This window comes from Amycolatopsis sp. A1MSW2902 (assembly GCF_017312175.1).
Classification (GTDB): Bacteria; Actinomycetota; Actinomycetes; order Mycobacteriales; family Pseudonocardiaceae; genus Amycolatopsis; species Amycolatopsis nivea.
In genome coordinates, this window is sequence record NZ_QJPO01000001.1 from 7,583,544 (window position 1) to 7,606,310 (window position 22,767).

23 protein-coding genes are annotated in these 22,767 nt (G+C 68.5%); 9 read left to right on the forward strand and 14 right to left on the reverse strand.

The window, feature by feature from the left end:
* Positions 1-38: 38 nt before the first annotated feature.
* Positions 39-323: a YciI family protein gene (locus DMP23_RS35335; protein WP_037808820.1), complete on the forward strand. Its 285-nt coding sequence runs from the start codon at positions 39-41 to the stop codon at positions 321-323.
* Here DMP23_RS35335 and DMP23_RS35340 read toward each other — a convergent pair.
* The 4 genes from DMP23_RS35340 to DMP23_RS35355 form a co-directional block, all read right to left on the reverse strand.
* Entirely contained in the window at positions 320-1,318 is a 999-nt protein-coding gene (locus tag DMP23_RS35340; protein ID WP_337823632.1) for a PDR/VanB family oxidoreductase, read from the reverse strand. The two genes, DMP23_RS35335 and DMP23_RS35340, sit on opposite strands and share 4 nt — an antisense overlap.
* Positions 1,315-2,175 carry a metal-dependent hydrolase gene (locus DMP23_RS35345; protein ID WP_043834779.1) on the reverse strand — a complete coding sequence of 287 codons (861 nt, stop codon included), beginning with the start codon at positions 2,173-2,175 and terminating at the stop codon, positions 1,315-1,317. Before DMP23_RS35345 ends, DMP23_RS35340 begins: the two co-directional genes overlap by 4 nt.
* Entirely contained in the window at positions 2,172-3,641 is a 1,470-nt protein-coding gene (locus DMP23_RS35350; protein ID WP_337823633.1) for a flavin-containing monooxygenase, read from the reverse strand. The genes DMP23_RS35345 and DMP23_RS35350 overlap by 4 nt, the downstream gene beginning before the upstream one ends.
* A 75-nt stretch (positions 3,642-3,716) precedes the next feature.
* Positions 3,717-4,484, reverse strand: a complete 768-nt coding sequence (locus DMP23_RS35355; protein WP_337823634.1) for a helix-turn-helix transcriptional regulator — start codon at positions 4,482-4,484, stop codon at positions 3,717-3,719.
* Positions 4,485-4,553: 69 nt separating this feature from the next.
* Between DMP23_RS35355 and DMP23_RS35360 the strand changes: the two genes are divergently transcribed.
* Positions 4,554-5,597, forward strand: a complete 1,044-nt coding sequence (locus DMP23_RS35360; RefSeq protein ID WP_337823635.1) for a zinc-binding dehydrogenase — start codon at positions 4,554-4,556, stop codon at positions 5,595-5,597.
* Here DMP23_RS35360 and DMP23_RS35365 read toward each other — a convergent pair.
* The 3 genes from DMP23_RS35365 to DMP23_RS35375 form a co-directional block, all read right to left on the reverse strand.
* On the reverse strand, positions 5,594-6,067 hold the full coding sequence (locus tag DMP23_RS35365) for a pyridoxamine 5'-phosphate oxidase family protein (protein WP_037808811.1): 474 nt from the start codon (positions 6,065-6,067) through the stop codon (positions 5,594-5,596). The genes DMP23_RS35360 and DMP23_RS35365 overlap by 4 nt on opposite strands.
* Positions 6,068-6,075: 8 nt before the next feature.
* Complete coding sequence (locus DMP23_RS35370) at positions 6,076-6,966, reverse strand: SDR family oxidoreductase (RefSeq protein ID WP_134664376.1); 891 nt, start codon at positions 6,964-6,966, stop codon at positions 6,076-6,078.
* A gap of 81 nt (positions 6,967-7,047) precedes the next feature.
* A complete protein-coding gene (locus DMP23_RS35375) occupies positions 7,048-7,962 on the reverse strand; it encodes an aldo/keto reductase (protein ID WP_337823636.1) in 915 nt (304 codons plus the stop codon).
* A gap of 62 nt (positions 7,963-8,024) precedes the next feature.
* On the opposite strand from DMP23_RS35375, the gene DMP23_RS35380 reads away from it, so the two are divergent.
* The gene (locus DMP23_RS35380; RefSeq protein WP_337823637.1) at positions 8,025-8,846 is read left to right on the forward strand and encodes an LLM class F420-dependent oxidoreductase; all 822 of its coding nucleotides are present in this window, start codon (positions 8,025-8,027) and stop codon (positions 8,844-8,846) included.
* A gap of 104 nt (positions 8,847-8,950) precedes the next feature.
* Entirely contained in the window at positions 8,951-9,982 is a 1,032-nt protein-coding gene (gene fbaA, locus DMP23_RS35385) for a class II fructose-bisphosphate aldolase (protein WP_037808805.1), read from the forward strand.
* A gap of 95 nt (positions 9,983-10,077) precedes the next feature.
* On the opposite strand, the gene DMP23_RS35390 is transcribed toward fbaA, so the two are convergent.
* The 3 genes from DMP23_RS35390 to DMP23_RS35400 form a co-directional block, all read right to left on the reverse strand.
* Entirely contained in the window at positions 10,078-10,800 is a 723-nt protein-coding gene (locus DMP23_RS35390; RefSeq protein WP_337823638.1) for an alpha/beta fold hydrolase, read from the reverse strand.
* Positions 10,797-10,961 (reverse strand): hypothetical protein, encoded by a 165-nt coding sequence (locus DMP23_RS35395; RefSeq protein WP_337823639.1) that lies wholly within the window; start codon positions 10,959-10,961, stop codon positions 10,797-10,799. The genes DMP23_RS35390 and DMP23_RS35395 overlap by 4 nt, the downstream gene beginning before the upstream one ends.
* A 79-nt stretch (positions 10,962-11,040) precedes the next feature.
* On the reverse strand, positions 11,041-11,958 hold the full coding sequence (locus DMP23_RS35400) for a LysR family transcriptional regulator (RefSeq protein WP_337823640.1): 918 nt from the start codon (positions 11,956-11,958) through the stop codon (positions 11,041-11,043).
* A 110-nt stretch (positions 11,959-12,068) separates the two neighbouring features.
* Here DMP23_RS35400 and DMP23_RS35405 point away from each other — a divergent pair, with 110 nt between their 5' ends.
* Together DMP23_RS35405 and DMP23_RS35410 are read left to right on the forward strand one after the other, a co-directional pair.
* Entirely contained in the window at positions 12,069-13,376 is a 1,308-nt protein-coding gene (locus tag DMP23_RS35405; RefSeq protein WP_337823641.1) for an MFS transporter, read from the forward strand.
* Between the two features lie 42 nt (positions 13,377-13,418).
* Complete coding sequence (locus tag DMP23_RS35410; RefSeq protein WP_043834766.1) at positions 13,419-14,075, forward strand: MBL fold metallo-hydrolase; 657 nt, start codon at positions 13,419-13,421, stop codon at positions 14,073-14,075.
* An 18-nt stretch (positions 14,076-14,093) separates the two neighbouring features.
* Here the strand turns inward: DMP23_RS35410 and DMP23_RS35415 are convergent, their stop codons facing one another.
* Positions 14,094-15,506: an alpha-L-fucosidase gene (locus DMP23_RS35415; protein WP_337823642.1), complete on the reverse strand. Its 1,413-nt coding sequence runs from the start codon at positions 15,504-15,506 to the stop codon at positions 14,094-14,096.
* 202 nt (positions 15,507-15,708) lie between these two features.
* On the opposite strand from DMP23_RS35415, the gene DMP23_RS35420 reads away from it, so the two are divergent.
* Positions 15,709-17,475, forward strand: coding sequence for a hypothetical protein (locus tag DMP23_RS35420; protein ID WP_337823643.1), 1,767 nt, complete (start codon positions 15,709-15,711; stop codon positions 17,473-17,475).
* Here the strand turns inward: DMP23_RS35420 and DMP23_RS35425 are convergent.
* Positions 17,472-19,400, reverse strand: a complete 1,929-nt coding sequence (locus DMP23_RS35425) for a UvrD-helicase domain-containing protein (RefSeq protein ID WP_337823644.1) — start codon at positions 19,398-19,400, stop codon at positions 17,472-17,474. The two genes, DMP23_RS35420 and DMP23_RS35425, sit on opposite strands and share 4 nt — an antisense overlap.
* A gap of 12 nt (positions 19,401-19,412) precedes the next feature.
* The gene (locus tag DMP23_RS35430; protein WP_337823645.1) at positions 19,413-20,582 is read right to left on the reverse strand and encodes a hypothetical protein; all 1,170 of its coding nucleotides are present in this window, start codon (positions 20,580-20,582) and stop codon (positions 19,413-19,415) included.
* Between the two features lie 234 nt (positions 20,583-20,816).
* On the opposite strand from DMP23_RS35430, the gene DMP23_RS35435 reads away from it, so the two are divergent.
* Both DMP23_RS35435 and DMP23_RS35440 read left to right on the forward strand, forming a co-directional pair.
* Positions 20,817-21,227 carry a DUF3151 domain-containing protein gene (locus DMP23_RS35435; RefSeq protein WP_337823646.1) on the forward strand — a complete coding sequence of 137 codons (411 nt, stop codon included), beginning with the start codon at positions 20,817-20,819 and terminating at the stop codon, positions 21,225-21,227.
* A gap of 123 nt (positions 21,228-21,350) precedes the next feature.
* Complete coding sequence (locus tag DMP23_RS35440) at positions 21,351-22,244, forward strand: helix-turn-helix domain-containing protein (protein WP_167753954.1); 894 nt, start codon at positions 21,351-21,353, stop codon at positions 22,242-22,244.
* Here the strand turns inward: DMP23_RS35440 and DMP23_RS35445 are convergent.
* Positions 22,225-22,731, reverse strand: a complete 507-nt coding sequence (locus DMP23_RS35445; RefSeq protein WP_337823647.1) for a GNAT family N-acetyltransferase — start codon at positions 22,729-22,731, stop codon at positions 22,225-22,227. The two genes, DMP23_RS35440 and DMP23_RS35445, sit on opposite strands and share 20 nt — an antisense overlap.
* Between the last annotated feature and the right edge of the window lie 36 nt (positions 22,732-22,767).

A 22,767-nucleotide genomic window follows, 5' to 3' on the forward strand; every position in this document is an offset into this window, starting at 1 on the left:
TGCGGCGTCACTGTCGTGCTCACCCCAGGAGTAAGCGCATGGCCTGGTACCTCGTCGAAATCCGCTATGTCCAGGAGAAGCTGGCCGACGTCCGGCCGCGGCACCGGGACTACCTGAAAGAGCACGTCGAGGCAGGCCGCGTCGCGGTCGCCGGTCCGCTCGCCGACAACTCCGGCGGGCTGGTGCTCTGGCAGGCCGAGGACGAGGCGGCGCTGGCCGAGCTGATCGACAACGACCCGTACGCGCTCGAAGGCGTCGTGGCCGAGCGCAGCGTCCGCGAGTTCAAGCCGCTGCTCGGCGACTGGGTTCCGCCGCAGAACTAAAGCTCCAGGACGGCGGGCCCGCGGTCGACGCAGATCCGCACGCGCCCGCCGTCTTCGGCCGCCACCTCGCAGGTGCCGCAGAAGCCTTGGCGACACGAGTACGGCACGTCCGGCAGCACCTCGCGCACCACGTCGAGCGTGGAGCGGTCGGCAGGAACGTCGAGGGTGCGGCCGCTGCGCCGCAGCACCACGCGGAACGGTGCGCCGTCCACGATCGGCGGCGGCGAGAACCGTTCGAAGTAGACCGCGGTCGCGCCCGTGCGGGCCAGGTCGACGCGGACGCCGGTGATCATCGGCACCGGGCCGCAGCAGTACACCGACGCGCCCTCGGGCATTTCCTCCAGCAGTTCCGCGCCGGACGCCGGGATGCCGAACTCCGTGTCCGGCCGGATCCGCACTCGCTCGGCGGGAAGCTCGTCGAGGAACGGCATCGATTCACGAGAACGGCCGGTGTAGACCAGCCGCCAATCCGCGCCGATCTCCTGCGCGCGGCGCACCATCGGCAGGATCGGCGTGATCCCGATTCCGCCCGCCACGAAGTGATACGCGGGTGCGGCGACGAACGGAAACGCATTGCGCGGCCCGCGCGCGGTGACGCGGGTTCCGGCGGTGAGCGCGTGCACCTCGGCGGACGCGGAACCGATGTGCCGTACGGCGATCCGGTAGTGCGACAGGTCCGAAGGCGAACCGCACAGCGAATACTGCCGCACCGTTCCGGAAGGCAGGATGAGATCGATATGCGCGCCGGGACGCCATGCGGGCAACGGTGTCGAGTCCGGTCGTACGAGCCGAAGACTCACCACGCCGTCGGCTTCGGCGCGCACGGCGTCGACGACCAACGGCAGCCGACGGTCGACCTCTTGCACCGGCGGACGCCGTCGGCCGGAAACCTCGGCCAGCTTTCGATAAGCCGCGCCGACCGCGACCAAAGTGGACATCAGCCGGTCGCGCCTGCCGCTGCCGTCGAGTCTGGGCGGGAACTGCGGTGCGGTCATCGCGGAGCGTCGGCGGCCTTGGCCGCGGGCGAACTCGCCAGGTAAGCCACCGCCTGGTCGGTGTTGCCGGTTTCGGTGGGGTGATACGACTTCCGGAAGTACGGGCGGATCTCGTGCAGCAGTTCGCGCGGTCCGGGCAACAAGCCTTGCCGGGCGGCGCGCCGGTAGGCCCGCCAGCTGGTGCGGCCGGGACGCGTCGGGTCGTTCTTCATCAGGAACCGGGTGCCGCGCAGGAAAATCCACGCCAGCACCGGCGTCACCACGAGCATCGAACGCACTCGGCGACCGTAGCGGCCGTCGAGGTGGCAGAACAGGTCGTAAGCCACCGACCGGTGCTCGACCTCCTCCGCACCGTGCCAGCGAAGAAGATCCAGCATCGTCTCGTCCGCGCCGGCCGCGTCGAGTTCCTTCGCGTCGAGGATCCACTGGCCGAGAAACGCCGTGTAGTGCTCGATCGCCGCGACCAGCGCGAGCCGTTCGATCAGCCATTCCCGGCTCGACCCCGGCCGGTCGCCGAGCAGCCGCCGGAACATCCACTCCATCTGCGCGATGTAGGGCCGCACGGAAACCCCGGCGGACTCCAGGTGTTCGGCCGCGCCGTCGTGCGCGACGGCGTGCATCGCCTCCTGGCCGATGAACCCGAGCACGTCCTCCTTGAGCCGCTCGTCGCGGATCAGCGGGACGGCCTGCTTGAACACCTCGACGAACCAGCGTTCGCCCTCGGGCAGGGCCAGGTGCAGCACGTTGATGCTGTGTGTGGCCTGCGGCTGCCCGGGAATCCAGTGCATCGGCAGCTTCGACCAGTCGAACTCCACGTCGCGCGCGTGGAGCACGATCTGTTCGTGGTCGGCACTCATGACCGGCCGCTCAGCTCGTAATCGCTCGGCTCGACGCGCCGCGTCTCCAGCCAGTACCGCCAGGTGAATCCGGGCCAGATGGTCCGGTTGACGCCCTTCGCGTCGAGGTACCAGCTCTTGCAGCCGCCCTGGGTCCACACGCCCTTGACGAGCTTGTCCTGGATCTGTTCCTGGAATTCGTCCTGCACCGACGGCCGCACGTCGAGCGCCGCCGCGCCGCGGGAATCGGCCAGCCGGATCGCGTCGACCACGTAGCGGGACTGCGATTCGATCATGAACACCACGGAGTTGTGGCCTAGCGCGGTGTTCGGGCCGAGCAGGAAGAACAGGTTCGGGAACCCGGACACGGTGATCCCCTTGTGCGTCTGGATCCCTTCGGTGGCCCAGGTTTTCGCGAGATCGCGGCCGCCGACGCCGGTGATGTCGAGGTACTCCAGCGCGTCGGTCACCTTGAACCCGGTGCCGTAGATGATCGCGTCGACCTCGTGCTCGACCCCGGCGGTGTCGACGATGCTGTGCGCGCGGACCTCGGCGACACCGTCGGTGACGACATCGACATTCGGCCGGTCCAGCGCGGGGAAATAGTCATTCGACAGCAGGACGCGTTTGCAGCCCATCGTGTAGTCGGGCGTGACTTTCCGGCGCAGCGCGGGGTTTTTGATGCCCTTCGCGATGTGCCTGCGCGCGAGGATCTCGGCGGCCCGCATGAGTTTCGGGTGCCCGTTGAACCCGATCGCGCGGGATTCGAGCATCCAGTACAACGCGTTGCGGTACAGCCGCTGCGTGCCCGGAACGCGCTTGAACAACTGCCTGGCCCAGCCCGGCATCGCGTGGTCCGGCTTGGGCATGATCCACGGCGGCGTGCGCTGGAACAGCGTCAATTCGCCGACCTCGGGCGCGATCTTCGGCACGAACTGCACCGCGCTCGCTCCGGTGCCGATCACCGCGACGCGCTTGCCCGCCAGGTCGAACTCGTGGTTCCACTGCGCCGAATGCCAGGTCTGGCCCTTGAACTTGGCGATGCCGGGCAGTTTCGGGATCTGCGGGATGTGCAGTCCGCCGACGCCGGCGACGAGGAACTGCGCGGAAAACTCGGTGCCGCCCTTGGTTTCCACCGTCCAGCGGCGTTCGCCCTCGTCCCAGTGCGCGCCGGTGATCTCGGTGCCGAACCGGATCTTGTCCCGCAGCCGGTACTTGTCGGCGACGCCCTTGAGGTAGTCGAAGATCTCCGGCTGCGGCGAGAACGACCGGCTCCAGTCCGGGTTCTGCGCGTAGGAGAACGAGTACATGTGCGACTGCACGTCGCACGCGCAGCCCGGGTACGAGTTGTCCCGCCAGGTGCCGCCGACCTCGTCGGCCTTCTCCAGGATCACGTAGTCCCGGATGCCCGCTTTTTCGAGCTGGATCGCCTGGCCGAGCCCGGAAAACCCGGTGCCCACGATCACGACCTTGAACCGCTCGGTCATCTTGTCGGCCTCCGCTGCGCTGGGGGTCTGGCAGCGTTGATGTTACCTCAGGTAACAGTTACTTCAAAGTACTTCCTACTCGCCAGTACCACTCGGCAGCCGATAGACCACCAACGTCTGCTCCGGACGCTCGGCCACGTGGAACGCGGCGTGCGTCGCCGTCACCACGCCGAGCCTTGGATGCCGAAAGCGCTTCTGACCTGCGTGGCTGAACTGGATTTCGTAGTGCGGCCACCACTCGCGCACCTCGGGGCTCACCTCGGTCAACTCGGCCACCAGCCGGGTCACGCGCGGGTGGTCGGGATGCCGCCCGGCGATCGCGCGCAGCCGGGCCAGGATGTTGCGTGCCTCCTGCTCCCAGTCGACCAGGACCTCCCGGGCGGCGGGCTCGGTGAACATCCAGCGGACGACGTTCGCGCCCGGCTCGATGTTCCGGAACAGCTCCGCGGCGGCGTCGTTGTACGCGAGCAGGTCGTAGCAGATGCCGGTGACGTACGCGGGGTTGTCGCCCAGCATCGCCGGGACGCCCGCGACCTCGGGCGCGGCTTCCTCGGGCGCGTCCTCGGCGGTGGCTCCGCCATCGGCGAGCCGGCGCAGGTGTTCCTGCTCGGCGCTGGTCAGCCGCAGCGCCCGGGCCAAGGCGTCGAGCACCTGGTCGGACGGGCGGACGTCGCGGCCCTGCTCGAGATAAGTGAGCCAGGTGGCGCTGATTCCGGCCAGCAGAGCCAGTTCTTCGCGGCGCAATCCGGGCGTGCGGCGGCGTCCGGTGACCGGCAGGCCCGCGTCGGCCGGGGCGATCCGCTCGCGGCGGCTGCGCAGGAAGGCGCCCAGTTCGACGCTCACCCTAGAACCTCCAGTACCAGAATAATGCGATTCTGGATACCAGCTTAACGGCGCGCGAGGCTGGGTCCTATGCGAGCTTGGAATGTCGACGCACAAGGCCTGCGTCTCTCTGAACTGCCGGAACCCGCTCTCCAGGGCGGTGGCGCCGTCGTGGAGGTGCTCGCCGCGCACGTCCCGGCCTACACGAAGGCGGTGGTGACGGGCGGGCGCGGCGGCCTGCCGGTCCCGCTGGTCCTCGGTCCCTCGTGCATCGGACGCGTGACCGACGTCGCGCCGGACGTCTTCCACGTCGCGCCGGGCGACATCGTGCTGGACACAGCGCTGCTCAACGCGGGCGACGGCGACGAGATCCTGGTCGGCTGGGTCGGCCTCGGCGCGGCCGGCCGCAACGAGCGCACGGACCGCATGCACGAGGTATGGCATGACGGAACCTTCGCCGAGAAAGCGTTGTGCGCCAAGGAAACGATGATCAAGCTGCCCGGTGCCGAGAATTACCCGGACCCGGCGCGGCTGGCGTTTCTGCCGTGGCTCTGCGTTGCCGCCGCCGGCCTGCACACCGCGGGTCCGCTGGCCGGACGCGACGTCGCGGTGATCGGTGCGACCGGTCAGATGGGCGGCGCGGCCGTGCTGCTGGCGCTGGCGGAGGGCGCAGCGACGGTGACGGCGGTGGGCCGCAACAAAGTGGCGCTCGACCGGCTAGCCGAACTCGATCCGCGCGTGCGCACCCACCAGTTGACCGGCGATCGGGCGACGGACGCAGCGGCGGTCGGCCCGGCGGACGTAGCCCTCGACGCTCTCGGTGCCACCCCGACGGCGGACGCGACGATGGCCGCCTACGACTGCCTTCGGGTGCGCGGCACGCTGGTGCTCGTCGGCGGCGTACGTCAGGAGTTGACCATTCCGTACGGCGAATTCATGCACCGCAGGCTCGCTCTGCGCGGCTCCTGGATGAGCGACGACGAGACGGTGCGGACGGTGTGGAACCTCGTCCGCTCAGGCGCGTTGGACCTCTCCGCCGTCGAACTCCTGAAGGTGGGCCTCGACGATCCGGAATCCGCTCTCGACCTGGCGGAAGGCACTTCCGGACTGAGCTTCGTCGCGCTCGTGCCCTAGTAGACGCCGCCGAGTTTCGAGTGGTCCCAGCTCGCGATCTTCGTCGGACGCAGGATCAGCCCGACCCGCTTGGGCGCCTGCCGTTCGATGAAGGTCCGCAGCTCGTCGGGCACCGGCGCGCCCGGTTCAGCGCCGGAGTAGCGCATCATCAGCGCGATCCCCATCGCCGTGACCTGCTCGGTGTCCTCGACGAACTCGACGTCCGCCTCGAACGAGAGCCCGCGCAGCTGGTCGTACGAATCGCCGCTTTCGATCAGCACGGTCGCCTCGGGCAGCCGGCGCAGGTTCTTCGCCTTCTGCGAGGTGCCGTATGTCCACGTCGCGACCCCGCCCTCGTGCGGGTAGTACCAGAGGGCGGTGAGGTGCGGCCTGCCGTTCGGGCCGACCGAGGCCACGTTGATGACCTTCTGCTCGGCCAGGTAGGCCTGCACCTCGTCCGGCTTCATCCGGATCTGGTCGCGACGGGACATGACGCTCCTCAGCTGCGCTTGGTGGCCGCGCGTCCGCCGTGGCCGGTGACCGACGCTTCGAACGCGCCGCGCTCCTCGACGTCCTTCAGCGCGGCCCGGTCCGCCGCAGGCACCCGCGTCCGCGCGCCGAGTTCGACGATCGGCGGCAGGAACGAGCGCAGCAGCTTCAGGCCGCCGACCCAGCGTGGCACGTGGATCGTCCGCGCGCGGCGCAGAATCCCGGCCTCCAGGTCGTCGAGCGCGACGTCCAGCGGGTAGGTCTTGCCGAGCAGACCCGGCATCCCGGCGCGCAGCTTGCCGAACACCGGGTGCGCGTCGGCGCTTTCGACCAGGTCGGTGCGGATCCAGGTGGGGTGCGCGACGCCGACCTTCACGCCGAGGTGCGCGACCTCCGCGCGGAGGCTGTTGCAGAACGCCTCGACGCCCGCCTTCGCGGCGGCGTAGTTCGCCATGCCCGGCGCGTGCGTGATCGCGGCGAGCGAGGAGATGCCGAGCAGGTAGCCGCGGCGTTCGATGACGTGCGGCATCGTGACGCGGAACGTGCGCCACACGCCGAGCAGGTCGACCTCGATCACCCGCTCGAACGCGGTGCGGTCCACCGAGCGCACGAATCCGGCGGTCGCGATGCCCGCGTTGGCGATGACGATGTCGATGCCGCCGAAGTGCTCGACCACGCCTTCGGTGACGCGCTCGAGGTCGTCCCAGCTGGTCACGTCGGCTTCCCAGGACTTCGCGTTCGGTCCGATCCGCTTGGCGACCGCTTCCTGTTCGTCGGCCTCGAGCCCGACGAGCGCGACCTTGGCTCCGCGCGCGGCGAGCCGCTCGGCCAGGCCGGCTCCGATCCCGCGAGCGGCTCCGGTGATGAGCACGACCTTGCCGTCGACCTGCTTCTGAGCCACGGTGCCCTCCTGAGCCGGTTTTGCCTGTCCGGAGGGCACCGTACAACAACCTACCCGCAGTAAGCTACTGTTCGGTAAGTATCAGTTCGACGCTTCGCCCAAAGCGGTGAGTTCGGCGTCGGTCAGGGTCAGCTCGACCGAAGCGAGCAGGTCAACGAGCTGCTCCGGGGTCCGCGCGCTGGCGATCGGCGCGGCGACGGTCGGCTGCTGGCGGAGCCACGCGAGCGAGACGCTGGCGACCGAGGCCTGATGCGCGACGGCCACCTCGTCCAGCGCCGCGAGCACCCGTTCGCCCCGAGCGTCGAGGTAGGCCAGCGCCCGCGGGGCACGCGGCGAGTCGCCCGGTTCGTCCTTCGAACGGTACTTTCCGGTGAGGAATCCCTTGGCCAGTCCGAAATACGGCAGCGTCGCCAGGCTCTCCTTGGCGACGAGCGGGGCCAGTTCTCGCTCGTAATCCCGCTCGACCAGGTTGTAATGCGGTTGCAGGGCAACGTATCGGGCGAGCCCGTTCCGGTCCGAAATGGACAATGCGGAGGCGAGCCGGTCCGGCTCGTAGTTGGAGGCCGCGATGTAGCGGACCTTGCCGTCGCGGACGAGCTGGTCGAACGCGCCGAGGGTTTCTTCCTGCGGGGTGTCGAGGTCGTCGATGTGCGCGTAGTACAGGTCGATGTGGTCGGTTCGCAGGCGCTGCAACGATTCGTCGACCGCCGCGGCGATGTTCTTCGCGGAGAGGCCGGGCCGCTGGTCTCCCCCGCCGACCTTGGTGGCGATGACGATGTCGTCGCGGCGGCCGCGCTTGGCGAGCCAGTTGCCGATGATCGTTTCGGAACCGCCCCCGCCGCCGTAGGTGTTGGCGGTGTCGAGGAAGTTGCCGCCGGCCGCGGTGTACGCGTCGAGAACAGCGAATGACGTGGGTTCGTCCGCGGTGTTGCCGAAGACGTTGCAGCCGAGGTTGAGGCCGTGGATGTCCAATTCCGTGGTGCCGAGCTTCGTCATGCTTTCGAACCTAATCCGGCCGGGACGGGAGGAAAACCGGGTTCTCGCGCGTTGGGCGGGACATGGCTATCGAACTGGGCAAGCTAGGCGTGTGGCGGATGTCGACCGCGGTGGACAGCGCGTTCGCCGCCGAGGTGGAGAAACTGGGCTACGGCACGATCTGGCTCGGCGGGTCTCCCGGCGGCGACCTGGCGATCGTCGACGAGCTGCTGGACGCGACCGAGGGGATCAAGATCGCCACCGGGATCGTCAACATCTGGGCCGACGCGCCCGAGGACATCGCGCGGGCGTTCCACCGCATCGAGGGCAAGCACCCGGGACGGTTCCTGCTCGGCGTCGGCGCGGGCCACCGCGAGCACACGCAGGAGTACAAGAAGCCGTACGCGGCGCTGGTCGACTACCTCGACGCGCTCGACGCGGCCGGGGTGCCCACGCAGTCGCGCGCGCTGGCCGCGCTCGGCCCGAAGGTGCTCGAACTCGCCCGCGACCGCACCGCGGCCGCGCACCCGTACCTGACCACCCCGGAGCACACCCGGGCGGCGCGGGAGCTCCTCGGTGCTGGAGCCGTGCTCGCCCCCGAGCAGAAGGTCGTCTTCGACACCGATCCGGAGCGGGCGCGCGAGACCGGCCGCAAGACGGTGCAGTTCTATCTCGGCCTGTCCAACTACACCGCGAACCTGCTCAAGCACGGCTTCTCCGAGGAGGACATCGCGGGGAAGGGCAGCGACCGGCTGATCGACGCGCTGGCCGTCCACGGCGACGGAAAAGCCCTGGCCAAGGGCCTGCAGGCGCACCTCGACGCGGGGGCCGAGCACGTCAGCGTGCAGTCGCTGGACGACGATCCGTTCCCTGCCTACCGGGCAATCGCGGCGGAGCTGCTCTGAATCGCTCCAGTCGGTTTCGTCTCGTGTGAGGTAGGACCGGTCGCCCCGGCCGGTCCACCTCGTACGATGCCGCTGTAGAAGCCAGTCGTCTCGAGGAGGAACCGATGCCCATCGCCACCCCCGAGGTGTACGCGGAGATGCTCGACCGGGCGAAGAAGGACGAATTCGCCTTCCCGGCCATCAACGTGACCTCGTCGGAAACCGTGAACGCCGCGATCCGCGGGTTCGCCGAGGCGGAGAGCGACGGGATCATCCAGTTCTCCACCGGCGGCGCGGAGTTCGCGTCCGGGCAGAAGGTGAAGGACATGGTTGTCGGCGCGACCGCGCTGGCCGAGTTCGCTCAGGTGGTGGCGGCGAAGTACGACGTCAACGTCGCGCTGCACACCGACCACTGCCCCAAGGACAAGCTGGACGGCTTCGTCCGCCCGCTGATCGAGATCTCCGCCGAACGCGTCCGGGCGGGCGGCCTGCCGCTGTTCCAGTCCCACATGTGGGACGGTTCGGCCATCGACCTTGACGAGAACCTGCAGATCGCGCAGGAACTGCTCGCCAAGGCCGCGGCGGCGAACATCATCCTCGAGGTCGAGATCGGCGTCGTCGGCGGCGAGGAAGACGGCGTCGAGGCGGAGATCAACGAGAAGCTGTACACCGCCGAGGGCGACTTCCTGAAGACGATCGACGCGCTGGGCGCCGGCGAAAAGGGCCGCTACCTGCTGGCCGCGACGTTCGGCAACGTGCACGGCGTGTACAAGCCGGGCAACGTGAAGCTCCGCCCGGACGTCCTCAAGGGCGGCCAGGAAGCGGCGGCGAAGAAGCTCGGCCTCGACGCCGGCTCGAAGCCCTTCGAACTGGTCTTCCACGGCGGCTCGGGCTCGCTCCCGGAGGAAATCCGCGAGGCGGTGTCCTACGGCGTGGTGAAGATGAACGTGGACACCGACACGCAGTACGCGTTCACCCGCCCGATCGCGGACCACTTCTTCAAGAACTACGACGGCGTGCTGAAGATCGACGGCGAGGTCGGCAACAAGAAGGTGTACGACCCGCGCAGCTACCTGAAGGCCGCCGAAGCGGGCATGGCGACCCGGGTGGTCGAGGCCACGCAGGCGCTTGGTTCGGCTGGCAAGAAGCTGGGCTGAGGTTGCTTGGGGAGGCCGTCTCGATCTTCTTGGTCGGGGCGGCCTCCCGGCTTTTTTGCCCGGTAGTGAGGGGGCTGCCGGGTGCGAGCCGCGGCTCAACTCCCGCGCACGAGATCCAGCGCAGCCGCGTTCACCTCAACCGGATTCGAAGCGCTCAGGAAATGCTGCCCGCCTTCGACCACCTCTAGCCGCGCGTCCGGGGAAGCCGTGAACATCCGGATTTCCTCCTCGGCGTTCGCCACCGAATAGACCTGGTCCGCCGTGCCGTGCAGCCAGCGGACCGGGCAGCGGACCTCGTCGAGCCTGCCGTGCAGCCCGTCCCGGTCCCGCAGGTTGACGGTGCTGATCCGCAGCCGGTGCCGTCCCGCGTCGCCGGAGTAGTTCGCGCGGTAGGCGGCCAGCCAGAACTTCCGGTCCTCTTCGGACAGTCCGCCCATCGCCGTGCCGAACACGCCGTCGACGAATTCGTCCGGTACGACCCAGTCCTCGCCTGCCGGAGCCGCGAGGAGGTCGACGACCGGGGTGTTGAACGCGATCCCGTCCCAGCAGCCCAATTCCCGGCTGCGCGGGCTTTCGAAGTCCATCGACGTGCCCAGCAGCAGAACTCCCCGCACGACCTCCGGGGCGAGCAGCGCCATCCGTACCGCGATCCAGCCGCCCTGCGAGGTGCCGAGCACGTGGGCCTCGCGGATGCCGAGGGCGTCCAGCACCTGGAGGTTCGCGATCGCGCTGTCCCAGTAGGTGAAGTGCCGGTACCCGGCTCGCGTGCGACCGTGCCCGTACGGTTCCAGCGCGAGCAGATTCGCCGCCGACGTCAAGACGGGTCTTCGAATTGCGGCCGGTACAGCTCGGCAGACGTGGTGTACGAGTTGATCAGGACCAGCGTGGGCAGCGCGGGGTCGTACGGTTTCGCGAAGGTGCAGCCGACGGTCGACCCGCCGAGATGCGGGATCTCGACGGTCTGCTCGGTCTTGCTCATGGACCACTCCTCAGTCGGGGACGCTGCTCCCAGAGTGGCCACGATTGATGATGCTGTCGAATGATATCTGCGCATCGAATTATGCGTCTGTGACATTCTCGCGATGGGTCCGGACGCGCGCCCGGGTGCGTGCTTCGAAGAAGTCGCCCAGGTCGATCGCGGTCTCCTCGACCAGGTGGGCGCGCGGGTTGTCCGGGTCCCAGCCGGCGTAGAGCGGCACCCGCAGCGGTTCCGCCTCGCCGCGGATCGGAATCGCGACCACGTCCGGTCCCGGATCGTCGGTCAGCACCGCGATCCCCCGGCCCGCGACGGCGAGCGCGGCCGCGATGGCGGGCTGCCGGACGACGAGCGGATCGGCGAGCCGGCAGCCGACCCGGGCCACTTCCTGGTCGAGCAGACGGCGCGCGGCGCTGTTCGGCGTGAGCAGGACGAGCGGGTGCCGGACCAGGTCCGCGACCTCGATCTCCGGCAGCCGCGCGAGTTCGTGCCCCGGCGGGACGTGTGCCCAGATGAGCGCCGAGGAGATCGCGCGCCGACGCCAGCCCGGACGGGGCACGCCGGTCGACACGCCAAGGTCGGCACCCCTCGCCGCGGCGGTGTCGAACACGCGGAACGGCTCGGCCTCGTCGCAGTCGAGAAGCGGCGCGGACGTGCCGCGGGCGATGAGATACGGCGCGACGACCGACGAAATCGTGGCGGGCGGCGCGATCACGTGCAGGATTTCGCGGGTCTGGGCGGCTTCCTGCTGAGTGCGTCCGACGACGTTCTCGGCGAGCGTCAGCAGGTCGGTCGCCCGGTCGTAGAACCGGGCACCGGCCGGGGTGGTCCGCAGCGAGCCCTTGCCGCGCACCAGCAACCGCACGCCGAGGCTGTGTTCGAGCCGCTGGATCTGCCGCGTCATCGCGGGCTGAGTGATGTTGCACCGGCGGGCTCCCGCGGAGATCGAGCCCTCCTGGACCACCGCGACGAACGAGGCGAACAGCGTCAGATCCACCATGTCTCAGCAACATACACCGATGCGGAAGTGGCATTGGACAGCATGGCCGCGGATAGCTCACGCTGACCGGACGGCTCGCTCGGAGCCGTCGTCCGAAAGGGACTCCCCGCATGACTGTCACTGGCGACACCGCACGCCGGGCCGCGCTCGGCGCTTTCGTCGGAACCGCGATCGAGTGGTACGACTTCTACCTCTTCGGCACCGCCGCCGCCCTCGTCCTGCCCACTGTCTTCTTCCCGCAGGCAGGCCCCGCCGTCGGGCTGCTGGCCTCCTTCGCGACCTTCTGGGCGGGATTCCTGTCGCGGCCGCTCGGCGGGATCGTGTTCGGGCACATCGGCGACCGCCTCGGGCGCAAGAACACGCTTGTGGTGACCCTGATGATCATGGGGATTTCCACCGTCCTCACCGGACTGCTCCCCGGCGCGGACCGATGGGGCGTCGCCGCGCCGATCCTGCTGGTGGTGCTGCGTGCCGCACAGGGTTTCGCGGTCGGCGGCGAATGGGGCGGCGCCGTCCTCATGGCGTCGGAGAGCGCCGGACGGGGCCGGGGCGTGCGGTCGGCGATGTGGGTGCAACAGGGATCGCCAGTCGGCAACATCCTCGCGACAACCGCGTTCATCGTGGTCGGCCTCATCGACAAGGACGCGTTTCTCTCGTGGGGCTGGCGGATTCCGTTCCTGGCCTCCGCGGTGCTGGTGGTGGTCGGGCTGCTGATCCGGCTGAAGGTCGAGGAATCCCCGGAGTTCGAGGCGGCGGCCAGCGATCGGCAGATCGTGAAGGTGCCAATCGCGGAACTGCTGCGGCACCACTGGGCGAAGCTGGTGATGGGCGTTCTCGCCTGCGCGCTTGGCATCGGCGGCGCGTACTTCACCTCGACGTTCATGCTGTCCTACACGACCGGTCAGCTCGGCGTGGACCGGCAAGTGATGCTGCTGATCCTTCTCGGCCCGGTCGTCGCCCAGTTCGGTTGGCAGCCGTTCGCCGCCCGCATCGCCGAACGGATCGGCACCGCGCGGTTCATGGTGCTCAACCTCGGTGCCGCGATCGTTCTCGCCTTCCCCGCGTTTTTCGTTGTCTCCAAGGGGAATCCAGTCGGGATCCTGCTGGTCCTCGTCGCGGTGATGATCCCGACCGCCGGTTACTACGCGGTGCTCGCCGGGTTCCTCGCCGAAGCGTTCCCGGTGCGGATCAGGTACACCGGGATCTCCGTGGCCTACCAGCTGTCGGCGACGCTGATCGGCGGGACGACCCCGTTGATCGGGCAACTCGCCCTCACTCTCGGCGGCGGGAGCTGGGTCGCGCTCGCGGTCTTCTATGTCGTTCTGATCGGCTTGACCGTCGTCGGCGTGGTCGGGGTGGCGCGCCGCCGAACCCCTGCCAAACAGACCACGGAACCGGCCGCCCTGGTTGACGGCTGACCGTCGCGTCGGTTGGCTGGACTGTGACGAGGGAGGAGCTCCATGACCTACACCGGAGTGGTGACCACCGGCGGCCCCGCCGACGTGCGGGAGACCAGTGGTCTGACCATCTCGAAAGTCTCAGTCGGCACGATCGACAACAACGCGTACCTGCTGCGCTGCCGAGCCACCGGAGAACAACTGCTGATCGACGCGGCCGCAGACCCGCAGACGTTGCTTGCTCTGGCCGGCGACGGCGGTCTCGCGTCCATCGTGACGACGCACCAGCACTGGGACCACTGGATCGCACTGGCGGAGGTCGCCGAGGCAACCGGTGCTCGCACCTATGCCGGGCGCGACGACATCGAGGGGATCAAGGCCCGCATCGACGTCCCGGTGGACGATGGCGACACCATCCGGGTTGGCGAGGTCGAGTTGACGGCGCGGCATCTGGTCGGCCACTCGCCGGGGAGTATCGCGCTCGTTTACCGTGATCCGGAGGGGATTCCGCACCTCTTTACCGGCGATTCGCTGTTCCCGGGCGGGATCGGGAACACGGAGAAGGATCCGGCTCGCTTCGCGTCGCTCCTGAAGGATGTGGAGGAGAAGATCTTCGGGGAGCTGCCGGACGAGACGTGGTTCTATCCGGGACACGGCGGGGATTCCACGTTGGGGGCTGAGCGTCCGAAGCTTCCGGAGTGGCGCGAACGCGGCTGGTGAGCGGGTCGCACGGCGCCCCTACCAATCCGTCACCGAAAGCACCGCCGGGAACTCCTCCGTGAAGTCATCCGTCCGGTGCCTGGGCAACTCGATCGCGATCCCGTCCGCCGTGCGGGTCCACGGCAGTGGCCGGGAATGCCCGCCCAGCAAGCGGATTCGCGACCGGGGGCCGATCGGCACATCCCCCGGCACGAGGAGCCGGCCGTCCGGCCAATGGAGTGGGATCAGGTTGAACGCGCCGCTCGTCCGCGTGTAGCAGAGGTCGCCGTCCATGGCTCGGGTCCACGGCGTGGAACCGTAGATCGCGCGGCCGTTGATTCGCAGCCAGCGGCCCATGTCCAGCAGGCGCGAGCTCATCCAATCCGCGATCGTGCCGTCCTCGCGGGGGCCGATGTTGAGCAGCAGGTTTCCGTTCTTGCTGACCACTTCGGCGAGCAGCCGGAGCAACTGTACCGAGGATTTGATCTTCGCCGGGTCCTCGTTTTCGTTGTAACCCCACGACTTTCCGATGTTCAGGCAGGCTTCCCACGGATCCGGGCGCAGGACGTACTTCTTGTTGTCGCCCTCGACGGTCGCGAAATCCGCGTGCGAAGCTTCGAAACGGTCGTTCGCCAGTACGCTCTTCGGCCAACGGCGATCGGCGGCGTTGCGGTAGTAGTAGGACAGGATTTCGTCGCTGCGCCAGTTCCACGTCTTCGGCCGGAAGATCGGGCCGCCGCCGAATTCGTGGTAGCCCTGGCCGTCTGCCCACAGGATATCCGGATCGTATTGGTCGATCAGGGTTTTCAGGTGTATGTGCTCGTATTGGGTCACGTAGTCGGCGACTGGACGGTATCCGGTGTAGGGGATTTCCGCGCCGGTGTAAGGGTTTCTGGGGGCGGTGCCGAGCGCAGGGCTGTAGAACTCGCCCAGTGAGTAGTAGAGGCCTCGTTTGAGCCGGGTGTGCGCGGCGGCCGAGAAGAGTTCGCCGACCAGGTCGCGGCCTGGGCCCATGCGGACGGAATTGCGGTCGGACGCGGTGTTGCGGAACAACTGGAAACCGTCGTGGTGCTTGGAAGTCAGCACGAAATATCGGGCTCCGGCTTGTTCGAACAGGCGTACCCAGGAGTGCGGGTTGTAGCGCCGGGCGGTGAAGCGTGGGATGAACTGGTCGTACGCGAAATCCGCGCCGTAGGTTTTCAGGTGGTGGTCCCGAGTTCCGGTGCCGCGCGCGGGATCCGTGACGTTCATGGCGTACAGGTACCACTCGGCAGCGTGTCTGGCGTCGCCCCAGGCCGCGGCTGAATAAGCGCCCCAATGGATGAAGATGCCGAATTTTGCCGACGGGTACCAAGGCGTGGCGGCGGGAGTGGCTCGCGCGGGTGTCGCGGTGAGTCCGAGCAAGCCCGCGGCGGCGAGCACGCTGCGGCGGCTGATTCCTGCCTGGTCCATGAACGCATCCACTCCCGTCGGCGGCGGCGGTCATCAGATGTCTTGGCCTTTCAGGGGTACCAGCTCGGCGAACGACCGGCAAGCATCCTGTCTGGTCAAGACAGCTGTTCACAAGCATGAACGCGACGGTTGGCTGATTGACGTGGTCGAATGCCGTTCTTATGGTCAGGTGAATACATCAGATCTATCGAGGGTGGCCGCAATGGGTGCAGCGTGGGAAACCAGTCGGCGGACGGCGTTGCGCGGCGGAGTCGCCCTTGCGGCTCTCGCTGCCACCGCGGGGACCGCGTTCGCCGATCCGAGGCCGGGGCGACGGCTGCCGTTCCTGCTCGACATGGTCCAGAACAACCCCGGCGAACCGCTGTTTTCCAGTCGCTTCAACGATCCCGCGACATTGAAGAGCTACGGCTACGACGGTCAGGTGATCAACGAATTCACCCCGCCGCAAACCGCGATCACCTTCGAGACGTTCGACGAGCGTATTTTTCCCGCTGGCTCACCGGGTCGCGCCTGGGTCGAGGCCACCGCGAAGAAGATCGACGCGCACATCGCGCGAGCGCACGCGGCGGGCATCGCGGCGTATTTCTTCACCGACATCATCGTACTGCCGAAACGCCTGGTCGAACTGTACGGCGACCAAATCCTCGACAGTCAAGGCCGAATAAGTTTCGACCGTCCGCTCACTCAGCAGATCCACCGGCTGATGCTGCGCGAGATCTGCGCGCGTTTCCCAGGTCTGGACGGAATTGTCGTGCGCACCGGCGAGACGTACGTGCAGAACGTGCCGTTCCACACCGGAAACAACCCGATCACCAACGGCGCCGCGAGCCACCTCACTCTGCTCGGCATCCTCCGCGACGAGTTGTGCGTACGGGCTGGCAAGCGGGTCTTCTACCGCACCTGGTCGACCGGCAGCGACAAGCTGACCAGCGACCCCGACTTCTATCGGCAGGTCACCGACCAGGTCGAAACGCACGAAAACCTGGTCTTCTCGATCAAGCACACCGCGAAGGACTTCTGGCGGACCATTCCGTTCAACCGCACCATCGGCGTCGGCAAACACCGCCAGATCATCGAAGTGGAATGCCAACGCGAGTACGAGGGCAAAGGCGCGTTCCCGAATTACGTGATCGACGGCGTGGTCAACGGTTTCGAAGAATTCCGCACCCAGCCGCGCACCGGTCCGATCGGACTCGCCGAGGTGGCCGACAACCCGATCATCGCCGGAATCTGGACCTGGTCCCGAGGCGGCGGCTGGCGCGGACCGTATCTGCAGAACGAACTGTGGTGCGACCTCAACACCTGGGTGATCGCCCGTTGGACCCGCGACACCGGTCTCGGCGAGGAAGGCGCGTTCACCGAATACGCGACGACGCGCCTCGGCTTGCACGGTGACCAAGTCCGCCGCTTCCGTCGGCTCGCGTTGCTCTCGGCGGCCGCCGTACTGCGCGGGCACTACAGCGTGGTGCACCCGATGACCAGGCTGATGTGGACCCGCGACCAGTTCCTCGGCGGCTCCGACAAGGATCTGACCAGCGATTACGCCGCGATCGTCGCCGCTGGCCGGGTCGAACCGGTGCTCGCCGAAAAAGCCCAGGCGGCCCGGATGTGCGACGAAATCGTCGCGCTGTCCGGCACGCTCCCGCTGCGCAATCACGCCGACCGAACGTACCTGCGAGTGTCCGCACGCTACGGCCAATCATGGCACCGCGTTGTGCACCACGGCTGGGAAGTCATGCTGCGCGGTTACGCTGGCGCACACGACAAAGCCGCGATGCGCTACCACCTCGCTCGCTACGACGCGGAATGGCAACGCTGGCAACAACTTGCGAAGACCGAACCCTCCTGCGCGACGCTGTACCAGCCGTACAGCTTCGGCCCGAAAGGTCCAGACGGCCTGTACAACGCCGACCCAAACCACGGCATCAAACCGGCCACCGACTATTACCGTCGCCTTCTGTCCAGTTAGGACTGGACGACACCCCACCACAGAAAGTCCCGCGCCCGGGTAGCCGCGACCAGCCGTTGCCTGCTGAGCAGCTCACGCTGTTCCTCTTGCTCAGCAGGGTCTTCCGGTGCGGGACGCGGCAATTGGACGACTAGCACCGCGCGGAAGTCGAGCCCCTTCGCCCGGTGCACAGTCCCGACGTGCAGCCGATCCTCCGCAGCTCCGACGTAGCGTTCGAGCGCACGCGTCGGCACGCCAGCGGACTCTAGGAACCGCCGACACTGATCGGCATCCGCATTGCTGAAGGTGATCAGCGCCGTCTCGCCGAGCGGAATTTCCAGCGCACGGACCGCCGCAGCCAGCGCATCCGGCAGTTCGGCAGGGGTTCCGGTCCACGACTGCACGACGCCGCCCTCGTTGACCGAATCCGCGTCCCGCAGCGCAACTCCCGCCGCGCCGTCCAGGTCGTCGACCGCGTTGATCCGCCGGGCGAAGTCGAGAATGCTCGCGCGGTTGCGGTAGTTGACCTTGAGCACCTCGCCGCGGCCCTGGATCGGGATCCCCGCGTCGGACAACCGCCAGCCACCGGGATAGACCTGCTGCTGTCCGTCGCCGACGAGCAGCAGCTGGTTCGGTCCGTCACCAGCGATCGTGCGCAACAGCCGGAGACCGGTCAGCGTCATGTCCTGCGCTTCGTCGACCACCACGGCCGCATACGGCTCTTCGAGCGGCTGCCGTTCGAGTTCGGTGCTCGCCCGGGACAGCAGGTCGTGGAAGTCGTGCAACCCGTTCGCGGCCAGATTCTCCTCGTACGTCGTGTACAGCTGCCAGACCTTCTCGCGCTGGCCGCGATCGAGCCGAAGCCCGCGCCGGGCCCGGTGAATGGACTGGTACTTCTCCAGCGTCCGGATGCCCTGGCCCTTGATGATGCGCTGGACCTCGGTCTCCCAGTAGTCGTAGTTCGGCCCCAGCCGCTCCAGGGGTTCGCGGTGCTCCTTCCAAGCGCGTCCGAAAGCGGCCTTGGTCAGCCGCGAATGGGTGTTCAGCTCGATCCCGCGGCCCTTGAGGAACTCCCGTGCCCACGCGTGCAGGCTGATGAACTGCGCCCGGTCCGCCAGCTCCGGGGCCAGCCGCCGGAACGTCGTCTCGTTGACCGGCGGGAGCGTGCGCACGAACGTCGTGAACAGCAGCGGACCGGTGCTTCGGCGGCCGACGTGCCGCATCCGGTGTAGCGCGACCACCGTCTTCCCGGTCCCGGCCGGACCGCTGATCCGCGCCGGGCCGGAGTAGTTCCGCGCCGCCAGCGCGGCCTGGTCGGGATGCAGGAACGTCATCCACGTTTCGAACGGCCGCTCCACCGCCGCGATCAGCTGGTCGTCCGCGACGCTCTCCGCCGAGAGCAACTCGAACGACCCGGCTTCCTTCTCCGGCGCCGAGACCGTGAGCCACTCGTAGCCACGCAGCCGCGCGGCGAGCCCGTCGGCGATTTTGGCGGCTTGCCGAACGGTCAGATGCACCGTGTCACGGCGGAAAAGCTGGTCCAGTTTGGCCGCGGGCAGCACCCAGAACGGCCCGGCGTTGCGCGGTCCCCGCGGAGACTGCGCGCCGACGATCGCGACCAGGGTCACCGCGCTCCGGGCGATGCGCTGTCCGCCTGGACCGGGCAGCCCGGCGAACCGCTCTTCCGCGTCCCGCGCCACCTCTCGCATCGTCGCTTCGTCCGGCGGCGGATCGGTGACAACAACTGCAAACACCCCGGCGCGGCCGATCAGGAAGGCGTCGGCGGTCCCCGGATCGCCGGTGCGCACCGCGAGGTGCCAGCCTTCGGCGGTCCGCTCCAGCAACCCGGTCAACGCGTTGCGCCGCAAGGGATCCCGGAACCGCTCCGCGATCAGGTGCGTGGCTTGCCGCTGGACCTGCCTGCGGGCATGCGCGCTGAGTGCCACGGAGCCCCCGCGTTACGCCGCGACCGCGCGCCGCGAAGCCCACCACTCCTTCGCCGGACCGGCCCCAGCCCACAACGCGAACACGGCCACCACAGCGACCAGCGCCGTCCAATACGCCACCGGCGGCGCGGACTCCGTCTGCTGCTCCCCGAGCAGCCAAGGCCGCATCTGCGACTGCACCCAAAACGCGCCATACCCGAGCGCAGTCACCAAAACCGCCCCCGCCACCGCGGGTCGCGGCAGGAGGAAGGCCAGGTCCACCGCGAGCCCGACGGCCAGCAGATAGAACGGCACCGTCGACACCGGGAAACCCAGTGCCAGAAGCAGCGGCCACATCACGCACCGGTACGCGACGTACGCGCCGGCCACGGTCAGCCCGGCCCAGCGCTTTCCGACAGTCTGGCGAGCGAGCACCAGGATCAGCGCCGAAACCCCGATGCCCCACAGCGGGTACACCCACTCCGGGATCGGCATCGTGAAGTGCACCACCGCGGCCCGGTCGACCGGATGGCCGATCTGGTTGGCGGCGAAGGAAAGCAGCGTCGGCTCCGCCTCGGGCGTGCCGCGTTCCCAGGCGCGCAGGCCGAGGATGCCGTACTCCTGCTGCCCGTTCGGGAAGAAGGTGTTCTCCAGGAAGAACGCCCACAGCGCGAGCAGCACCCCGGTGCGGAAGCGGCCCGGCGGGGACAGCCGGAGCCAGCCGAGCAGCACGCCTGCCTGCATGATGCCGGTGCCGAGGTACAGCATCATGTGCGACGGGCTCCACGCGGTCAGGTCGAGGCCGTTCACGCGGTGGTTGATCACGTCGAGCGGCGCGGCGACCAGGAACACGATCAGCCCGGCCTGCATGAGCCGCAGCGAGCGCCGGTCGCAGCCGAGACCGGTGTAGCTGTGGATCGCCACCAGCACGACGATGATCACCGTGCCGACGGTGTTGATCAGGTGCGGCGGGGCGAGGTCGTCGCGCAGCCACTTGAAGTGCCACGACATGTCCCACGACGACCCGACGAGCTTGAACGCGAACGCGGTCAGCCACATGCCGTAACAGAACCGCAGCACCCACGCCGGCGTCGGTGCCCCGGGTGCGCCGCGGTGCCAGTGCGTCGCGAAGAAAAGCCTGGTCTTGCCCACTGGTCCGCGCGGGACCGCGGGGCCGGCGACGTCTTCAACCGCCTTCGTCATAGGCGCCATCATTCCCTGCCGCAAGGGGACGCGGCGGGAGAAGGGGCAAAAACCGGGGTTCACCCCTACGGGTGGCGGATTTGCCCTCGCGCCGCCCGGCACGGCAGGGTGTCGGCCCATGATGCCGAAACGAGCTGTCGCCGCCGTGCTGATCGCAGCACTCGTTCTGGCCGGCGGAGGCGTGCTGACCAGCCTGTTCCTCTGAGCCGGGAGCATCGTGGGCACAATGGCGGCATGACGCACAACCTGCTGGGCCCCGAGCCCACGCTGCTGCCCGAGCACACCGAAGCGCAGGCCGCGCTCGACTCCGGGACGGACCCGTCCTCCGTGGCCGCCGAGCACCCCGACTACAGCGAGGCCTGGGCCACGCTCGCCGAACGCGCGCTCGCCGACGGCGAGACCGTCTCCGCCTACGCCTACGCCCGCACCGGCTACCACCGCGGCCTCGACCAGCTTCGCCGCGCCGGCTGGAAGGGCTTCGGCCCGGTGCCGTGGGCGCACCGGCCGAACCAGGGTTTCCTGCGCGCGCTCGCGGTGCTCGGCACCGCCGCGGGCCGGATCGGCGAGTCCGAGGAGTACGAGCGCTGCAAGACCTTCCTCGCCGACTCCGACCCGGCCGCGGCCGAGGCGACCGGCCTGAAGTGACCGGCCTGAAGTGACCCCGCGCCGGTCGCGCCCCGGCGAAAACCCGGGCGCGACCGGGCCGGCTGCCCACCTTCGGGTGACAGCTAGAGGTGTTCGCATTTGGTGACACCTACAAAGACGGCCATGCGAGGCACGGCCATGCTCACCCCCCGGATCCGCACCCTCGGCACCGCGCTGCGCGAGGCCCGGATCGACGCCCGTTTCGGACTGCGCGAACTCGCCCGGCGAGTCGGCACCAACCCCGCGTTGGTGTCGAACTGGGAGCTGGGACAACGGGTTCCCGCGCTCGAGGACGTCGCGGGCATCCTTGGCGCGCTCGGCGTCGTGGGTGCGGAGAAACAACGGATCCTGCAACTGGCGCGCGGCACCGCCGAACCGGGCTGGGTCGCCCGCGGCAAGCAGTCCGACCCGGACCACCTCGGCGGGCTGCTCGCCTGCGAACGCGCCGCGACGTCGGTCGTCGAATGGCAGCCGATGCTCGTGCCGGGACTGCTGCAGATCCCGGATTACGCGCGGGCGCTGTTCCTCGCCGACGGACTGCCGGTGCAGGACGCGGAACGCCAGGCGGAGATCCGGATGATGCGCCGTCCGCTCGTGGTCGGTCCCGGCGCGATCCGGTGTGAGGTGTTGCTGGGCGAGGCAGCATTGCGCAATCCGGTCGGCGGACCCGCGACGATGGCCCGGCAGCTGCGTTTTCTCGCCGATCTCATGGCGACGTCGGCGAAGCTGTCGGTCCGCGTCGTGCCCGCGGGCATCGGCGGGCATCCGGGTCTGGCCGGCCGGTTTTGCGTGTACCACGTGGAGGTCGGCGACCCGATCGTCTACTTCGAGCACCAGCACGCGGGTGCCTTCCTCCTCGACGAGGGGACCGAGACGTACTGCGAGGTCGCGGACCGGGTCCGCGAAATCTCCCTGGACTCCCGCGCGTCGGCGGCGTTCGTGCAGCGCACCGCGCAGGAGTTCAGGGAGATCGCGCAGCGGCAAAAGGCGGAGGGGCCTAGGAATATGCTCGGTTAGCCGGAACGTCGACGGCGATCCGCAGTTCGGCTTGCAGCAGGTTCTTCGACACCGAAAACCCGTGCCGCAGGTAGGCCGCGATCGCGCGATCCGAGGAATGCACGGTCACCCGCTCCAGCCCGAATTCCGCGGCCAGCCGCAGCGTCGCCTCGATCAGCAGCCCGCCGACGCCGCTGTCGCGTGCTTCCGGCACGACGTAGACGCATTGCACGTCGCCGCAGATCCGCGAAAAGTCTTGGGGTGTCGGCACTCTGGGGGTCAGCGCGAGGAACGCCATGCCGAGCACGTGCTCGTCCCGCACCGCGACCAGACAGCGATGCGTTTCGGCGTGCGCACGGGCCCAGGCGGCGAACTCGCGGACGAAATCGTCCTGATCCCGCGGCAGCGGACCGCTCTGGTCGACGACCCACCGCCAGCGCAACGCGGCGACGGTGGCGAGTTCGTCGTCGCGGGCCGGGCGGATCTCGGTGAGCGGCACAGATTCCATGTCGGAAATTCCGGAGCTGACGAAGGATGGACCCGG